The sequence below is a fragment of the Streptomyces fuscichromogenes genome (assembly GCF_014645815.1).
Taxonomy (GTDB): Bacteria; Actinomycetota; Actinomycetes; order Streptomycetales; family Streptomycetaceae; genus Streptomyces; species Streptomyces fuscichromogenes.
On record NZ_BMML01000003.1, the window covers coordinates 520,913 to 537,746 of the forward strand.

Annotated in this window: 18 protein-coding genes; 16 read left to right on the forward strand and 2 right to left on the reverse strand. The window is 70.0% G+C overall.

What is annotated here, in order from left to right:
• The first annotated feature begins 178 nt into the window (after positions 1 to 178).
• From IEZ11_RS09420 to IEZ11_RS09470, 11 genes are all read left to right on the forward strand, one after another.
• Positions 179 to 1,180: a thiamine pyrophosphate-dependent dehydrogenase E1 component subunit alpha gene (locus IEZ11_RS09420; RefSeq protein WP_229712909.1), complete on the forward strand. Its 1,002-nt coding sequence runs from the start codon at positions 179 to 181 to the stop codon at positions 1,178 to 1,180.
• A complete protein-coding gene (locus IEZ11_RS09425; protein WP_189262159.1) occupies positions 1,177 to 2,175 on the forward strand; it encodes an alpha-ketoacid dehydrogenase subunit beta in 999 nt (332 codons plus the stop codon). Before IEZ11_RS09420 ends, IEZ11_RS09425 begins: the two co-directional genes overlap by 4 nt.
• Positions 2,168 to 2,413, forward strand: coding sequence for a biotin/lipoyl-containing protein (locus IEZ11_RS09430; protein ID WP_229712910.1), 246 nt, complete (start codon positions 2,168 to 2,170; stop codon positions 2,411 to 2,413). Before IEZ11_RS09425 ends, IEZ11_RS09430 begins: the two co-directional genes overlap by 8 nt.
• 5 nt (positions 2,414 to 2,418) lie before the next feature.
• Positions 2,419 to 2,766 (forward strand): 2Fe-2S iron-sulfur cluster-binding protein, encoded by a 348-nt coding sequence (locus IEZ11_RS09435; RefSeq protein ID WP_189262160.1) that lies wholly within the window; start codon positions 2,419 to 2,421, stop codon positions 2,764 to 2,766.
• Positions 2,763 to 3,089 carry a DUF4286 family protein gene (locus tag IEZ11_RS09440; protein ID WP_189262161.1) on the forward strand — a complete coding sequence of 109 codons (327 nt, stop codon included), beginning with the start codon at positions 2,763 to 2,765 and terminating at the stop codon, positions 3,087 to 3,089. The genes IEZ11_RS09435 and IEZ11_RS09440 overlap by 4 nt, the downstream gene beginning before the upstream one ends.
• 74 nt (positions 3,090 to 3,163) lie before the next feature.
• Entirely contained in the window at positions 3,164 to 4,354 is a 1,191-nt protein-coding gene (locus tag IEZ11_RS09445) for a thiolase family protein (RefSeq protein WP_189262162.1), read from the forward strand.
• Positions 4,355 to 4,357: 3 nt separating this feature from the next.
• Positions 4,358 to 4,768: a Zn-ribbon domain-containing OB-fold protein gene (locus IEZ11_RS09450; RefSeq protein ID WP_189262163.1), complete on the forward strand. Its 411-nt coding sequence runs from the start codon at positions 4,358 to 4,360 to the stop codon at positions 4,766 to 4,768.
• Between the two features lie 81 nt (positions 4,769 to 4,849).
• The gene (locus IEZ11_RS09455; protein ID WP_189262164.1) at positions 4,850 to 5,986 is read left to right on the forward strand and encodes an acyl-CoA dehydrogenase family protein; all 1,137 of its coding nucleotides are present in this window, start codon (positions 4,850 to 4,852) and stop codon (positions 5,984 to 5,986) included.
• Complete coding sequence (locus IEZ11_RS09460; protein WP_189262165.1) at positions 5,983 to 6,960, forward strand: acyl-CoA dehydrogenase family protein; 978 nt, start codon at positions 5,983 to 5,985, stop codon at positions 6,958 to 6,960. Before IEZ11_RS09455 ends, IEZ11_RS09460 begins: the two co-directional genes overlap by 4 nt.
• 56 nt (positions 6,961 to 7,016) lie before the next feature.
• Positions 7,017 to 8,495: an NAD-dependent succinate-semialdehyde dehydrogenase gene (locus IEZ11_RS09465; RefSeq protein WP_229712911.1), complete on the forward strand. Its 1,479-nt coding sequence runs from the start codon at positions 7,017 to 7,019 to the stop codon at positions 8,493 to 8,495.
• A gap of 1 nt (position 8,496) precedes the next feature.
• Positions 8,497 to 10,629, forward strand: coding sequence for an acetate--CoA ligase family protein (locus tag IEZ11_RS09470; RefSeq protein WP_189262166.1), 2,133 nt, complete (start codon positions 8,497 to 8,499; stop codon positions 10,627 to 10,629).
• A 177-nt stretch (positions 10,630 to 10,806) separates the two neighbouring features.
• On the opposite strand, the gene IEZ11_RS09475 is transcribed toward IEZ11_RS09470, so the two are convergent.
• A complete protein-coding gene (locus tag IEZ11_RS09475) occupies positions 10,807 to 11,022 on the reverse strand; it encodes a hypothetical protein (RefSeq protein ID WP_189262167.1) in 216 nt (71 codons plus the stop codon).
• A 539-nt stretch (positions 11,023 to 11,561) separates the two neighbouring features.
• On the opposite strand from IEZ11_RS09475, the gene IEZ11_RS52395 reads away from it, so the two are divergent.
• Genes IEZ11_RS52395 through IEZ11_RS09485 form a run of 4 tightly spaced genes read left to right on the forward strand, consistent with a single transcriptional unit; the run spans position 11,562 to position 14,262 of the window.
• A complete protein-coding gene (locus IEZ11_RS52395; protein ID WP_373294869.1) occupies positions 11,562 to 11,693 on the forward strand; it encodes a hypothetical protein in 132 nt (43 codons plus the stop codon).
• A 15-nt stretch (positions 11,694 to 11,708) separates the two neighbouring features.
• A complete protein-coding gene (locus IEZ11_RS52400; protein ID WP_373294870.1) occupies positions 11,709 to 12,266 on the forward strand; it encodes a beta-galactosidase trimerization domain-containing protein in 558 nt (185 codons plus the stop codon).
• Positions 12,194 to 12,436, forward strand: coding sequence for a Beta-galactosidase C-terminal domain (locus IEZ11_RS52405; RefSeq protein ID WP_373294881.1), 243 nt, complete (start codon positions 12,194 to 12,196; stop codon positions 12,434 to 12,436). The genes IEZ11_RS52400 and IEZ11_RS52405 overlap by 73 nt, the downstream gene beginning before the upstream one ends.
• Positions 12,437 to 12,453: 17 nt before the next feature.
• A complete protein-coding gene (locus tag IEZ11_RS09485) occupies positions 12,454 to 14,262 on the forward strand; it encodes an RICIN domain-containing protein (RefSeq protein WP_189262168.1) in 1,809 nt (602 codons plus the stop codon).
• Positions 14,263 to 14,726: 464 nt separating this feature from the next.
• On the opposite strand, the gene IEZ11_RS09490 is transcribed toward IEZ11_RS09485, so the two are convergent.
• Positions 14,727 to 15,269 carry a TetR/AcrR family transcriptional regulator gene (locus tag IEZ11_RS09490; protein ID WP_229712912.1) on the reverse strand — a complete coding sequence of 181 codons (543 nt, stop codon included), beginning with the start codon at positions 15,267 to 15,269 and terminating at the stop codon, positions 14,727 to 14,729.
• A gap of 419 nt (positions 15,270 to 15,688) precedes the next feature.
• Between IEZ11_RS09490 and IEZ11_RS09495 the strand changes: the two genes are divergently transcribed.
• Positions 15,689 to 16,834 (forward strand): sulfotransferase family protein, encoded by a 1,146-nt coding sequence (locus tag IEZ11_RS09495; RefSeq protein ID WP_189262170.1) that lies wholly within the window; start codon positions 15,689 to 15,691, stop codon positions 16,832 to 16,834.

A 16,834-nucleotide genomic window follows, 5' to 3' on the forward strand; every position in this document is an offset into this window, starting at 1 on the left:
CCGCCGCACCGGGCGCAGACCCGAGTACGTCCAGTACGAGCGCCTGCGCCCGGCACGCCCAGAGCACGCACCTGACGCCGCGAGGCCGCCCTCCGGGCGACGACGGGAACTGTCAGACAGAACCTGGTCCCCGACATGCCGGTCCCGTCGTACGGGCGGGACCGAGGAAGGACAGCACGTGCAACTCGACGTGTCGAGTCAGACACCCGGAGACGAGACCCTCCTGACGATGTACCGGACGATGACGCTGGCCCGCGCCTGCGAGGCACGGCTGCGGAAGGGCTTCGGCAGCGGCGAGTTCGCGGGCGTCATCTGGCCGTCCCGGGGCCAGGAGGCGATAGCCGGCGGCCTGTCCACCGCCTTGCGCCGGGACGACCGGCTGGTCACCACCTACCGGGGCATCCACGACCTGCTCGCCAAGGGAGTTCCGCCGGCCGAGATCATGGGCGAGGTGCTCGGCAGGGGCGCCGGCGCCTCCCGGGGGAAGGGCGGCACCATGCACATCACCTGCCCCGAGGTCGGTGTCATGCTCTCCACCGGCATCGTCGGTTCCGGCCCGCCGGTCGCCGTCGGCCTCGCGCTGGCCGCCAGACTCCAGGGCAGCGACCGCGTGGTGGCCGTCTGCTTCGGCGACGGCGCCACCAACACCGGCTCCTTCCACGAGGCCGTGAACCTCGCCGCGGTATGGGACCTGCCCCTGGTGCTGATCTGCCAGAACAACCAGTACGCGGAACTCACGCCCGTCGAGGAGACGATGCGCGTGGAGCGGATCGCCGACCGGGCCGCCGCCTACGCCATTCCGGGGATCCGCGTCGACGGAAACGACCCCGTGGCGGTGCACAACGCCTTGTCGGCCGCCGTCGGCAGGGCGCGTTCCGGAGCGGGCCCGACGCTGGTCGAGTGCCTGACGTTCCGTTACGGCGGCCACTACGTCGGTGATCCCCAGGTGTACATGGCGAAGGACCGGCTCGAACAGGCGATGCGGGGCGATCCCTTCCCCCGCTACGAGCGGTTCCTCATCGAGCACGGTGTCGCGGACGCCGACCGGCTCGCAGCGCTCGACGCGGCCTCGGTCGCCGAGATCGACGAGGCGATCACGGTCGTCCTCGACAGCCCGGAAGCGTCGCTCGGGGAACTGGAGGCCGACATCTACGCGGACCTGGCAGGTGTGCCCCGATGACAACCGGCACGTACACCATGCGCCAGGCGCTGCACACGGCGTTCGACAGCGCGCTCGCCGAGGACTCCCGGGTCTTCATGCTGGGCGAGGACATAGCGGATCCCGGCGGCGGTGTGACCGGTCTGACCAAGGGGCTGTCCACCACGTACGGCAAGGAGCGGGTGCGGGACACACCCATCTCCGAGGCCGCCATCGCCGGTGCCGCCGTCGGAGCCGCCCTGGAGGGCATGCTGCCCGTCGCCGAGATCATGATCATGGACTTCGTCGGCATCGCGCTCGACCAGATCGCCAACCACGCGGCCAAGGCCCGCTTCATGTCGGCCGGCCGGACCCCTTGCCCGGTCACCTTCCGCACACCGGTCTACGGCGGCAGCGGCAACGGCGCCACGCACTCCCAGTCGCTGGAGGCCTGGTTCATGCACGTCCCCGGCCTCAAGGTGATCGTGCCGAGCACACCGGCCGACGCCGAGGGACTGCTGCGCTCGGCGATCTTCGACCCCGATCCGTGCGTGTTCATCGACGAGACCGCCCTGCACGGCACCAGGGGACCGCGCCTGGACACTCCGGACCGCAGAGTGCCGCTGGGCAAGGCCGACGTGAAGCGGCCCGGCACGGACCTCACGGTGATCACGTACGGCCGGGGGGTACGTGACGCGCTGGCGGCGGCCGAGTCGCTCTCCCGCGACGGCATCGAGGCGGAGGTCGTCGACCTGCGCACGCTGCTGCCCCTGGACCTGCCCACCGTGCTGGACTCGGTCGGGCGCACCCGGCGGGCGGTGATCGCCCACTACGCGGTCGAGTTCGCGGGCCCGGGCGCCGAACTGGCCGCCCGCATCAGTCACGACCTGTTCGGCCGGCTGGCCGCCCCGGTGGCCCGAGTCGGTTCCCGGTTCATGCCCATTCCGGCGTCGACCCGCCTGGAGTCCCAGGTAAGTCCCAGCCCACAAAAGATCGAGGAAACGGTGCGCAAGGTCATGGAGGACAGCCGTGGGTGACGTCGTTCCGGTGAAGATGCCGAAGCTGACCATGGCGGCCACGGAGGCCACCTTTCTGGAGTGGCTGGTGGAGGACGGCGCCGCCGTCGCCGAGGGGGAACCCATCTACACGGTGGCCACCGACAAGGTCGAGAACGAGGTGGAGTCCCCGGCGACCGGCACCCTCCGGCACGGAGACGCCGAGCCCGAGACGGACTACCCGGTCGGCACCCAACTGGGCATGATCGAGACGAGGTGACCTCGATGACCGAGGTCGTCATCCAGCCGGCCGGGTTCACCATCGACGTCGATCCGGGAGAGACGCTGGCGGAGTCGGCGTGGCGGCAGGGCTACCGATGGCCGACCACCTGCTGGGGCCAGGCGGAGTGCATGGTCTGTGCCGCGCTGGTGGTCGCCGGCGAGACCGCGACGGTACCCGCCGATGCCGCGGAGGAGGAGGCGATGCGGCTCCGCATGCCCCGTCACCTGCGGCGGCCGGAGTCCCGTCTGGCCTGCCGGCTCATGTTCAGCGACGACGGCGCCGTCGTGGAGAAGAAGGGCGTGCGCCCGCCGCCCGACCCGCAGACCGATCCCGAGGGAGCGAACACATGACCAGGCCCGTGCTGGCGACGCTGGCGAACCCCGTCTCACCGGAACGGGAAGGCGAGTTCAACACCTGGTACGACCAAGCGCATCTCAAGGAGATGAGCGCGATACCCGGCATCGCGGGCATCACCAGGTACCGGCTCGCGGACGGCCCCGGCGCGGAGTCCGCCGAGCACCGCTACCTGACGCTCTACGAGCTGGACGGTGAACCGGCCGACGTCCTCGCCGAGATCCGGGCGCGCAGCCGGTCGATGACGAGGTCCGACGCCTTCGACGCGGCCGGCTCCCGGATGGCGCTCTGGGTGCCGGTGGGGGACGGCACCGCGTGACCGGCCGCGCAGCGGCCACCGACCACCAGCCCCGAAGACTGCCGGCGCCGACCGGGCACCACAAGGAGTGATCAATGCCATGGCGACGACGCGAGGCGGCCGTCGCGGGGGTGTACCAGACCCCGCAGGGCGACCTCAGTGACCGCACCCAGCCCGAGGTGTGGTTCGAATGCGCGAAGGGCGCGTGCACGGACGCGGGCCTGACCCTCGCCGATGTCGAGGGCATCATCGGGGACGGGCCGCAGGGCGCCGGCATCCGGTCCAGGCTTCCCGGCGCAGCCCTCGGGCACGACCTGCTCGGCAAACCCCTGCGGTACCAGGCGTCCAGTTCCGTGGGCGCCGCCGCCAGCGCCTCCGGACTGAACCTGGCGGTGCACGCCGTCGAGACCGGCCTCGCGGACGCCGTCCTCGTCGTCAACGCGGTGGCGGGCCGTCCCGAGGGCTCCACCAGTGCCGACCGGGACCAGGCGGTGGCCGCGATGGCCAAGCTGAGCGGTCCCTACGAGTACGTCTACGGAACGACCCGGGTCTCCGACTACGCGACCCTTGCGATGCGCCACATGCACGAGTTCGGCACCACCTCGGAGCAGCTCGCCGAGGTCGCGGTAGCGCAGCGGCACGGCGCGACCCTGCACCCGCTGTCCTTCCACGGCCACCGCGGGGAGATCACCGTCGACGACGTGGTGAAGTCCAGGATGGTCGCCGACCCGCTGCATCTGCTGGACTGCTGCGCGATCAACCAGGGCGGCGGTGCCGTCCTGGTCACGACAGCCGACACCGTCCGCGCACAGGGCAGGCACGCACCGGTCGGGCTCCTCGGCTACGGCGAGGGACACAGCCACATCGACCCCAGCTCCGCGCCGTCCCTCGCCTCTTTCGACGCCCCCGCGATGGCCGCGGACCGGGCCTTCGAACTCGCCGGTGTCTCCAGGGACGACATCGACGTCGCGGGCATCGGCGACCACTTCACGATCAACGTGCTGTTCGGTCTGGAGGCGGCCGGCTTCTGCAAGACCGGCGAGTCCGGTCAGTTCGTGACCGGCGGGGCCCTCGCGATCGGCGGGCGGCTGCCCACGAACACGGCAGGCGGCTTCCTCTCCTTCAGCCACGCCGGCGCGTGCGGCATCTTCACCATGATCGAGCTGATCGAGCAGCTGCGCGGCACCGCAGGCGCCAGGCAGGTCAGCGGGGCACGCCACGGCTACCTCAACGGCGTCGGCGGCGCGATGCAGAACAGTTTCTCGGCGATCCTCGGGCAGGTGTGACCGATGGCGGCGTACGACAAGTTCCTGCCCGAGGGCCTGCCTGCCTGGCAGCGCCCCTTCTGGGACTCGCTGCGTGAGCACGACGTCCGGGTGCAGAAGTGCTCGGGGTGCGGGGCCTTCCGACACGTGCCCAAGGAGCTGTGCAACCGCTGCCACAGCTCCGAGGCGACCTGGAGCCCGATCTCGGGAACCGGCCGGGTCTACACATACACGGTGGTCCGCCGGGCGCCCACGCCCGCGTACCAGGCCGAAGCGCCCTACGTACTGGTCCACGTCGAGATGGCCGAGGGGTTTCGCATGATCGGCTCGCTGACGGTCGACGACCCCCGGACCGTCCGGATCGGACAGGACGTCCGGATCACCTATGAGGACGTGGACGCCGACTGGTCGATCCTGCGCTTCGAGCCGGCCTGAGCACCCCCCCATCGGTGTCCGCCGGGCGCCAGGACGCAGGGAAGGGCCCGGTGGCGGGCCTCGGAGAGGGACGGAGGAGCGGTGGAGCTGGACACGAGCCCCCAACTGAAGGACTTCCGCGAAGAGGCGCGGACCTGGCTGGAGGAGAACGTGCCTGACGAGTCCCGGCCGTTGTCGTCGGGACCGGAGGTCCGGGAGTACGACGCGGCCTGGCAGCGGCGGCAGTACGAAGGCGGCTGGGCGGGCATCGACTGGAAGCCGGAGTACGGCGGCCGCGGACTCTCACTGATCGAGCAGGTCATCTGGTACGAGGAACTGGTGCGTGCCAGGGCGCCGGGGCCGGGCATCTTCTCCGTGGCGTTCGGGCATGCGGGACCGACCCTGATGGCCCGCGGCGACGAGCGGCAGAAGACCTTCCACCTGCCGAAGATCCTCAGCGGCGAGACCCCGTGGTGCCAGGGCTTCTCCGAACCCGGCGCCGGCTCCGACCTGGCCGGGCTGCGCACCCGCGGCGTGGTCGACGGCGACGAACTGGTGATCACCGGATCCAAGATCTGGACGAGTTACGCCCAGTGGTGCGACTACGGCGAACTCCTCGTCCGGACCGACCCGGAGGCCGCCAAGCACAAGGGCCTCACCTGGCTGATCATGGACATGAGGCTACCGGGCGTGGACATCCGCCCGATCACGAGCATCGACGGCTGGCCCCACAACTGCGAGGTCTTCTACGACGAGGTGCGGGTACCGCTCAGCAGCGTGGTCGACCGGGTCGACAACGGCTGGAGCGTGGCGATGTCGACACTGGCCGCCGAGCGCGGGCCGGGCTTCCTCGACCAGCGGCTGCAGCTGATCGTCCTGGTCGACGAACTGGTCGACCACGCACGCGAAACCGGCCTGATCAAGGACGAGGCGGTCGCCGACCGGCTCGCCACCGCACGGGCCTCCGCCGCCGCGCTCCGGTCGATGGCCTACTACCAGGTGTCCACCGCGAAGAAGGGCGAGGCCCCTGGCGCGGAGACCACGGCGATCCGCACGTTCACCGTGCAGATGCAGCTGGAGCTGACCCGCCTCGCCATCGACATCCTCGGCGCCCGGTGCCTGGAGTGGCACCCATGGACCCGGCGGTGGCTGCTGGACTTCGCGGCGCCCATCGCCGGCGGCACCACCGACATCCAGAAGAACATCATTGGTGAACGAGTGCTGGGACTACCGCGATGACGAACCTGGCCCCCTCGCAGGAACAGCAGGGCATCGCTGCCGCCTCCGCCACCTTTCTCGCCGAGCAGCTGCCGCTGACCCGGGTACGTGAACTGGCCGCCGTGCCGGGCGGGGACGCTGTGGACGACGCCACGTGGCGCCGGTGCGCGGACCTGGGGTGGCTGGCCCTCAGCCTGTCCGAGGACGCTGGTGGTCTGGGCCTGGGCCTCGCCGAGGAGGTCATGCTCTTTCAGCAGCTCGGTCGCCGTCTCGCACCCGGCCCCTTCCGGTCCTCGGTTCTCGGCGCCAGGGTCGCGGCTCGCGGCGGCGACGCCGCGCTGGCCACCGCGATCGGCGAGGGCAGGCGGCGCGTCGGCATGCGGCTGGGCGAGCTGGTGATCGATGCCCGTCCCGGCGACCTGCTCCTGGAGCTCGACGAGACGGGCGGCAGGCTCCATGACGTCGAGACGACGGAGCGCGTCGAGGGAGTCGATCCGGGCACCCGCTTCGCCAAGGCCACGACAGGAGCGCCCGTCGTCCGGTGCGATGACGTCCTCCTCGTCGCCCGAGCCCGCGTGCTGTTGGCCGCCGAACTCCTCGGCATCACCGAAGCGGTACGTGACATGTCGGCCGACTACGCCCGAACACGAGTCCAGTTCGGCAAGGCCATCGGCGCCTTCCAGGCCGTCAAGCACCGTTGCGCGGACATGGCCGTCGCGGCCTACGTCACGCGGGCGCAGCTCTTCCAGGCCGCGCTGCTCGTCGAAGCGGGCACGGCACAGGCGGACTTCCACGCGGCCTCCGCCTACCTCCTGGCGGTACAGGGAGCCAAGAGGAGCACCGCCGACAACATCCAGAACCACGGCGGCATCGGCTACACGTGGGAGCACGACGCGCACCTGTACCTGAAGCGGGCCCTGCTCCTTGAGCACCTGCTGGAGACGTCCCGTGCCACCCACCGGGCGGTGCTGGCGCCGGCCCGACACGAGTTCTGAGGCCGTCGGTCCGGCCGCATCCCCCATCCTTCCCCGAAGCACCAAGGAGACGACACGTGAGCATCGGCGAGCTGCAACGGCGGGAAGTCCCCCGCGCCGTCGATTCGCTGTACATCGACGGCGCCTGGCGGCCGGCCAGTACCGGCGCGTCCTTCCCGGTCACCGACCCCACCACCGGGGCGGTGCTCGCAACCGTCTCCGACGGATCCACGGCGGACGTGCGGGCCGCCCTGACCGCCGCGGAGAACGCGTTCGCGGACTGGTCCTCCCGGACCGCCTACGAACGATCGCAACGGCTCTACGAAGCCCACCAGTTGATGCTGGAACGGGCCGAGGACCTGGCCAAGCTCATGACCACCGAACAGGGCAAGCCGATCCGCGCGGCCAGGACGGAGGTGGCCTACGCGGCGGACTACCTGATCTGGTTCGCCGAGGAGGCCAAACGCGTCTACGGGCAGACCATCCCCTCGGCCCGTGCCGACCAGCGCTTCATCGTGCTGCGCCAGCCCGTCGGCGTGGTCGGCGCCGTCACGCCGTGGAACTACCCCATATCGATGATCACCCGAAAGGTCGCTCCGGCCCTCGCGGCGGGCTGCACCATCGTGCTCAAGGCCGCCGAGCAGACACCGTTGTGCGCGGTCGAGGTCTTCCGCATCCTGCACGAGGCCGGGGTGCCCGCCGGAGTGGCGAACCTCGTCACCGCGCAGGACCCGCGGCCGATCGGCGAGGAGTTCATGATCAACCCCGCGGTCGGCAAGATCACGTTCACCGGGTCCACCGAGGTCGGCAAGATGTTCGCCCGCGGCGCCGCCGACCAGATGAAGCGGGTCTCCATGGAACTGGGGGGACATGCCCCCTTCATCGTCTTCGAGGACGCCGACCCCGTTCATGCGGCCAAGGGCGCAGCACTGGTCAAGGTCCTCAACACCGGGCAGGCGTGCATCTGCCCGAACCGGATCTACGTACACCGGTCGATCAGCGAACGGTTCGTCGAGGTGCTGACACAACGGATCGCCGCCCTGAAGGCCGGGAGCGGTTTCGTGGACGGAGTCAGCGTAGGGCCGTTGATCGATCGCGATGCGCTGGATCGGATGGAACGTCAGGTGAGCGACGCGGTGGCCAAGGGCGCGGTAGTCGCGACCGGCGGTTCCCGGCTGACCGGCGAAGGTCTCGACGAGGGCTACTTCTTCCAGCCGACCGTCCTGACCGGGGTCACCGAGGAGATGGACATCTACCGTGAGGAGACGTTCGGGCCGATCGCCCCGGTCATCGTCTTCGACGACGAGGACGAGGTCGTGGCGATGGCGAACGACACCACGTACGGACTCGCCTCCTACATCTACACGGAGAGCTTCTCCAGAGCGCTGCGGACGGCGGAACGCCTGCGCTTCGGCATGGTGGGGATCAACGACATCAACCCCACCGCCGCCGCGGCCCCCTTCGGCGGGATGAAGCAGAGCGGCCTCGGCCGCGAAGGGGCCCGACAGGGCCTGGACGAGTACCTGGAGACCAAGCTGCTGGGGATCAGTGTCTGAGATGACCATCGACACGACGACAACGTCGCCCGGCCCGGCGGGCACGGATGGTGCGCCCGCTCTCGACCGGCTGCTCAACCCGCGTACGGTCGCGGTCGTCGGCATCAGCGAGACCTCCAAGTTCGGCTCCGGCGTACGGCGTTCCCTCCCGAGCGACACCGAGTTCTGCTTCGTGCATCCGAAGGCCAAGGAGGTCTTCGGCCACCGTGTCTTCCCGGACCTGCGGGCTCTCGGCCGGCCGGTGGACGCCGTCTTCAGCGCCGTCGGTGCCGAGCGGACGGTGGACGTGGTGGAACAGGCGGCCGAGATCGGCGCCGGCGGCGTCATCACGATCGCCGGCGGCTTTGCCGAGACCGGTCGGCACGGGGCCGAGCTGCAGCAGCGGATGGTCGCGGCGGCCCGAGCGGCGAGCATGCCCGTGGTGGGCCCGAACGGCGTCGGCGTGATCAACGTCGCCCGTCGCCTGGATCTGACGATGCTGGCACCGTTCGAGCGTCGGGCCGGCGGCCTGTCGGCCGTCACGCACAGCGGGGCCATGATCGAGGCGATGGCGTCGGCCGCCTGGCGGGCCGGCGGCGTGGGTCTGAACCTGCTCGTCTCGGCCGGAAACGAAGCGGTCACCGACCTCGCGGACTACCTCGACCACTTCGCCGCGGACCCGGCCACGCGGGTCGTCGCGCTGGCCCTGGAGAAGATCCGCCGCCCTGACGCCTTCTTCGCGGCGGCTCGGCGGTGCCTGGCGGCGGGCAAGCCCGTCGTCGCTCTCAAGCTGGGCCGCAGCGAGCGGGCGCAGCGGATGGCGGCCTCGCACACCGGCACCCTCACCGGCGACACCTGGGTCTACGACGTGGCGTTCGCGCAGGCCGGCATCCAGACGGCCACCGACATCGACGACCTCGTGGACCGCGTGCAGTTCCTGGAGCAGCTGCCACGGGAACGGTGGTCGCCGGTACGCGGTCTGGCGGTGCTGACGGTGACCGGCGGCTTCGCGCAGCTGGCCAGCGACCTCGCCGAGGTGGAGAGGGTGGACGTGCCGGAGGTGACGCGGCTGCGTCCTTTCATAGAGGAGAACGTCCCGGGTGGGACGGTCCCCAATCCGCTGGACGCCACGACGTTCGTCGGCGGTGTCGACGGCCTGTGGGAGAAGATCGTCCGGGAGTATGCCGACGCCCCGGAGTTCGACGCCCTGCTCTTCGCCAGCCAGCACGCCGACTGGGATCGCGGCCGCAGCGACCTCGCCGACCGCTTCGCTGACGTGGCAGAAGGGGCCGCCGCCAAGCCGTTCGTCGTGGCGCCCCTCGCCGGTGTCGGCGGCGGCTGGCTCGACGGCTACCGGGCACAGGGCGTCGCCGTGGGCAACGGCCTGCGCGGCTGTCTGCGCGGGCTGCACACCATGGCGGCCGTGGTCCGCACACGGCCCGACGCCCGGGTGCGGCCGGCGAGCGAGATAGCCGCCATCCCGCGTCCACGGGCCGAGGCCATCGAGGTGCCTGAGGGACGGATGCTCCCCTTCGACGCCACGATGGAGCTGCTCGCCGAAGCCGGTATCCCGGTTGCCCCATGGCATCTGGTCGATGCCGACGAGCCTGTGGCGCCGCCGTTCGACGGCCCTTACGTGGTCAAGCTCGCCGATGTCGCCCACCGCACCGAACTCGGCGCGGTACGCGTCGGCGTGGCCGCCGAGAACCTGCGGACGGCGGTCCGCGAACTCCAGGCCTTCGCCGCGGCCCGCGAACTGCCGCGGCGGGTCGCCGTCCAGCCCCTGCTCGTCGGCCACGGCGAGGCGTTCGTGGGGATCAACGGCGCGAGCGAGCTGGGGCCGGTCGTGGCCTTCGGACTCGGGGGCGTCTTCGTCGAGGTGATGCGCCGGATCGCGGGACGGATGGCTCCGATGTCCGAGGTGGACGCTACGGAGCTGGTGGCGGAATTCGACGACATCGGTGTGCTGGACGGCCACCGGGGTACGCCCGCCTGGGACCGGAACGCCCTGAATGCCACGCTGGTCGCGGCCTCCCGGCTGGCCGCGGGCGGACGTGACTGGATTGCGTCGATCGACATCAACCCGCTGATCGTCGGCCCGGCCGGGGTGACGGCCGTGGACGGACTGTGCCTGCTCAGGGATCGCGGGGACTGAACCCGGCACCGTCTGCGCACCTTCCCTGAGGAGGGATACGACGCTGGGGAGCCGACGGGCTGCGGGACGACTCAGGCCGCAGCGTCAGGCCGCTGACGGGCTCCACCGCGAAGCAACTCCGATCCGATACGGGACCCCCGTCGGGGCCGGACATGTCCCTGAGAGCCAGCCCCGCGGTCAGGCAGTCGCGGCGGCCTTCCTTCGGGTGCCGACCGCCACTGGGTCCGGTGCGGCGCGGCGCAGGCCTTTCACGGCGGCGGCTGCGGCGGCGAGCGCGCCGATGATGACGACGAGTGCGAACAGCAGGGGCTTGCCGGTGTGACCGAAGGCGAAGAGGCCGCCGGACGGGACGGAGATCGTCGTACCGAAGGCCATGAACAGCGCCCCGCTCACGGCTCCGCCCGATGGTTGGCTCAGTCGTCGGCCGCGACGACGAGGTTGATCTGCCCAGCCGAGCGGTCGATCGGCGCGAACTCGTGGAAGCCGTCGTGCACACGTTCCCAGTCATGAACCGACTGGGTAGCCCTGCCGGGTCAGCCCGACGAGCCGACGTAACCCCGGCCTTGGCCTTGGCCTTGTCCCGACCGCGCATCATGCGTGAACTCTTGACGCGTCGCGTATGACTGCGTAGACATGTCTGCGCAGTCATAACGGTGCGGACGACGGAACCCGTGCGTTGGTCCGGGCATTGCCCTGGGGAGGCGCGATGACGCGACAGGCCGGGCGGGGGGTGTCATCGGTGTGGAGGCGGACCTCACCGGCGCGTGGTACGCGGCGCGCGCCAAGGGCAAGTACGCCACCTGGCTCACCGTGGCCTGGGGCCGGTGCTCCTGTCGGGCTCGGTCAGGGCCACCGCTGGCAAGTGGCGGGTCGTCCCGCTGTCGCAACGTGACGCGTCCCCGTCGGCCGCAGGCAACTGGGGAGGGTCGACGATGGCCGTCATCCGGTCCACATGGAACCCGGCCGCCGAGGCGCGGTTCGCCCAGTTCCTCAGCAGCGACCCGGCCGACGCCAGCATGTTCGCCACCGGCCAGTTCTTCCTCTCCGCACCAAAATGCTTCTGACGTAAGCGAGTTACGTTGGTCAGGCACCGACGTCCCACGGCGGCCAGAGGGTCAACCAGCTCTTCGCCCGGATCAGCGACACCGTCAACCTCTCCTTCCATTACCCGCCGCTCGCCCGGCCCGACGGAGCCCCCGCCCTGGCCGCGTCCGCCTGGGAGAACACCTTCGACTCGCTCTACCCCGGCGGATTCGACGCCGGCCGCCAGGGAGCGGATCATCCACGCTCGCCAACTGCACGACCTTCAAGGTGAACAACCCGGCACCAGTCCGGCCGAGGCGGCCCGTCGGCACCCCGTTCCGGCCGCGGCGGCCCTGTACGTTGTCGACGGCATCTTCCTCGACCGGCTCGTCGCCTACGCCCGCGCGGGCGGCCACCTGGTCCTGGGCCCGCGCACCGGATACGCCGACCACGAGGCCAGAGACACCTGCGTCGGCACGGTTCCGGGACGCGATCTCGCCCGAGCCCTGGCCCAGCGGCTCACGCCCGAGACGGTGAGCGGCTGGAGCGACCTGCCGCCGACGGTCACCGCGACACGAGCGCCACGACGGCTCAGGGACAGCGCGTTCACATGATCCACAACTGGGGCTGGGAGCCGGCCATCGTGCCCGCTGCCAAGAACCTGACCGACATCCTCGACGGCACCCGCATCTCGCCAGGCACCGCCCTGCAACTGCGCCCGTGGGACGTGCGCGTCCTCGCCGCCGAAGGAGAGCCGCGGTCCCAGGACGAGAACCTCGGCTGATCCCCACTGGAGGGGCCATGCACAGAAGAAGACTCGGCAGGACACTCGGAGTCCTCGCCGCGACAACCGCCATCGCCGCCGTCCCGCTGTCGAGCGTGCAGGCGTACAACCCGACGGGCGGGATCCTGTACCAGCTCGGGAACGAGCCGTGCCTGAAGGGCCGGGGCAACTGCGCCATCTACCCCAAGTCCGCACAGCTGCCGAGCGGGCGGCTGGTCGCCTCGTTCGAGAAAGCCACCGTCGTCCCCGCCTCGGGCAGCGCCGCCGGAGAGACCCTCCCCGTCTACAAGAGCGACGACCACGGAACGACATGGCAGCCGCTGTCGCAGGTCAAGGCACCGGCCTACCTGTCCACGAACCCCCGGTACGCGAGGTACACAAGCAACTGGACCAACCCGTACCTGTACGTACTCCCGCAGAACGTCGGCGCGCTGAAGGCGGGCACACTGCTGCTGGCCAGCGTCGTCTCCGGCGACGACCAGTACTACAAAGAGCACAAGGAGGCCGACCCGAACTGGACGCCCACCAACGACGGCGACCGCAGCGACCTCGCGCTCGCCCTGTACTCCAGCACCGACGACGGCGCGACCTGGAAGGTCGTCAACGTCATCGCGACCGGCGGCCGACAGGGCGGAAGCGCGGGCGCGATCGGCCAGAACATCGCCGGCGCCAACGTATACAAGCAGGTGGACCCGCTCTGGGAGCCGTACCTGATGGTCTACCGGGGGCAACTCGTCTGCTACTACTCCGACGAGAACGACTACACCGCCATCGACCCCGCGACCGGCGTGCCGACCGTCGACCCCGCCAACGCAACTGCGACGGACTCGCACGGCCAGTCACTCGTCCACCGCACCTGGGACGGGAACGGCCCGGCCTGGAGCGCACCCGTCGTCGACGTCGCCGGTCAGACACAGGACATGGGCGGCGGAAAGAAGGAGACCGGCGGCGGCCGACCGGGCATGGCCAACGTCGTCCCCACGGCGGACGGCAAGTGGATGCTCACCTTCGAGTACTGGGGCGGCGGCACCAACACGCGATTCGTGCTGGCCGACAATCCGTTGACGTTCTTCCAGGGTTCCCAGACCGGCACAGGGGTCACCTCCCTGCCGGTGGCCCCCGGTTCCCGGCCGCTCGCCACGGGCGGCAGCCCGGTGCTCATCAGGCTCCCCGACGGGCGCCTCGTCTACAACGCGGCCGGCAGCGGGAACGTCTGGGTCGACGAAAGCGGTCGAAGCGACGGCGTGTGGAAGGAGTACCGGACCACCTCACCGGCCGCCTACAGCCGCAGCCTCCAATACGTCCGGGGCACCGGTCGTATCTCCATTCTCAACAACCAGGGCACCTCCACCATTGCCTACAGCGAGGTCGACCTCGGCCATACCCACGGCGCCTACTACCAGCTTGTCAACCGCAAGACCGGCCAGGTGATCGGCACCGGGAACCACACCAACGACGCCGACATCGGCAACGGCGACGTACCCGACGTCGTCCTGGAAGACGCCGGCACGGCGGCAAACCCCGACACCCAGTATTGGCACGTGACCACCGAACCCCAGGGCGGTGTGACACTGCTCAACAAGTCGGGCGGACGCGCTGCCGCTGTCTGGACAGGCAACGCCACGGCCGGACAGAAGATCGGCCAGTGGGTGGACGACAGCGCGAAGGGCAGCTGGAACCTCGTCCCCTCCGGCGACGGCTACTACAGGCTCCAGTCCGTGAAGGACACCACCCTCTATCTGAGCGGCGCCGGCCGGAGCGCCGCACTGACCCTGCAGAACGAGAGCAGTGACGGATCGCAGGAATGGCAGCTCGTCCAGCAGTAGGGCGCTTGGGGGGCTGGTGGATCGACCTCGGCCGAGACCCTGGGAGCGCTCAGTGGCGACAGTCTCCCTGGAAGTGCGGATGCTCTCGGACCCGTCGACGTCCCACAGGATCACTGGCCGGAGCCTCGGCCGTGCAACCTGGGGTCGCCCCCCGACGCCTGGCCAGGCTCTTCGTGCGAGGGTGCGATGCGCGTTGCCGGGACGGGCCACCGCGAGCATCGGCTCGGCGGTCCAGTCCTCCGACGCCACTCATCCGTGAACGTGCTGCCGCCTCGTGGGTCCATCTACGTCAGTCTGAGCCACAGCCTCAATCCTGTTGATTCCCGGGCACGGCCAAGACGGCACCGGCCTACAGGCCAGGGGCTCCAGCCGCTCTGGAGGCCGCTCCTCGGCGGATCGGGTGGCCTCGCAGGCCTGGTGGCGTTTCCCCGGCACGGCGACGGTCTTGAGAGGTCCGCTCGGAACTACGGTTCTTCGTCCGAAGCAGCTCGCCGGCCTGGAGGGCTGTGGTCGTCAGGGCCGCGGCCGTCGCGGACCGCCTCCGCGAGCACGTCCATGGCCCACGTGATGGCCTTGGCCGCCTGCGCACCGTCAAAGTCCCATTTGGTCATGAGCCGTTCATAGGAGGGCACGTTCCACAGGACGTCGAGGATCGCCGCGGCCATCTGCCGCTGGACCTCGGACCAGCCGACCGTGTGCGGGGCGATGGCCTGGACAAGGGCGTCGCGTCGGCGTTGGTCCTGTGCTGCCAATGACGGTTCGTCAGGGTCGGGGGCGGACCACCGTGGTACGGCGAACGACGACAGCGAGGCAAAGGAGCGCGCGGTGATCTCGGCGAGATCGTCGAGGCCGAGCCCGTCGTAGGTGATGCCTGCTTCCTCTTCGAGGCGGCGCATGATGACGTTGCGCAGGTCGCGCTCCGTGGGGAAATGCCGGTAGACGGTCCGCACGCCGACACCGGCCTCCTCGGCAACGGCACGGAAAGTCAACCCCTGCCAGTCCCACACGGGGAGGCCGTGAACCAGGGCGGAACCGGCGGCGATGATCCGTTCGCGGGTCTCGGCGGCCCGCTGCTGTCGGAGCGTGCCGTCGTAGCGTCGGCGTTGCCGGGCAGGCTCGTTTCCTTCCGTCCCGGGTGTTGCTGGTGGACTCATATTGATGGCACCATGCTGTCACTAATTGGTCGGGCGGTCGATCCACGCACACATGTGGATCTCGGTGCCGCCGATGATACGGCGGCAGCACAGAACCGCACCGAAGAGTGAGCAGGTCGTCGCACAGGGGCCGGCTACGAGCCGTACCGGCCACCTGACGCGGTCGATCCCGCCGACAATGCCTGATCGGCAGCGCCGAACCCGATCCGTCGTGAGCCGGACGCTGCTCGTGCGCGGAATCAACGGTTTGCATCCAGCTGATGGGAGTACCCATGGCTCCGTACGACGAATTACTGGACACGGCTCGCACCGAGACCGGACTGGACGAATTCGGGGACGACTCCTTCCGCGAGGGCCTCGAGATCCTCGTGCGCTCGTTACGGGCGGAAGCCCGGCTCAATGACGCCGGTCGGACCGCTATCCGTCGCAACCTCCTCGGGCTGCTCGGGCAGAGACTCCAGATCGAAGCCTGGTACCGGCGCCACCCCGAGATCGACGACGAGGAGATCGTGGCGCCTCTGATCGGCCTCGGACTGCCGAGGACCGGGTCCACGGCGTTGTCGTTCCTGCTGGCCGAGGACCCGCAGGCCAGGTCGCTGCGCACATGGGAGGCGGCCCGTCCGTGCCCGCCGCCGTCGACCGTCCAAGGCCCCGACCCCAGGGTCGAGATGGGCCGCGCCACCGTTGAGGAACGAACGAAGACCTCGCCGCGCCGAGGAGCCCTCGTTCCGGCCAGCGCAGACGGGCCGACCGAATGCCAGAGCCTGATGGCGCTCGACTTCAAAGCCCACCTCTTCCAGGCGTACGCCCATGTCCCGTCGTACTCGAGGTGGCTCCTCAACGCCGATCTCACGACGACCTACCGGTACGAACTGCGCGTTCTCAAACTGCTTCAGTGGGGGTACCCGGCCAGACCGTGGCGGCTCAAGTGCCCGTCCCATCTCCTGTTTCTGGACCACCTCGACGAGGTGTTCCCCGACGCCCGGTTCGTGATGACCCACCGGGATCCCGCAGAGGTCATGGTCTCCGTGGCCGACCTCTACGGCGCCGTCTCCCGTTCGTTCTCCGACGACGTCGATCCGAGATACCTCGGCGAGCTCAACATCGCACACTGGTCGGTCGGCATGGAACGGGCTCTTTCCTTCCGGGCGGGCGGCCGCGACGACCGGTTCTACGACATCGACTTTCGGACGATGCACCGTGACCCGGTCGGCGAGGTGCGAGGCCTCTATGCATGGCTCGGGGAGCCCGTCACCGAGGCGTTCCAGAACGGCATGCAGCGGTGGTGGAAGCAGAACTCCGAGAAGAGGGAGCCGAACACGCACCCGGAGCCCGCCACCTTCGGCATCGACGTCGACGGCATCCGGCCGTTGTTCGCCGACTACACCACACACATGCGGCGCTGGACCGCTCGCTGA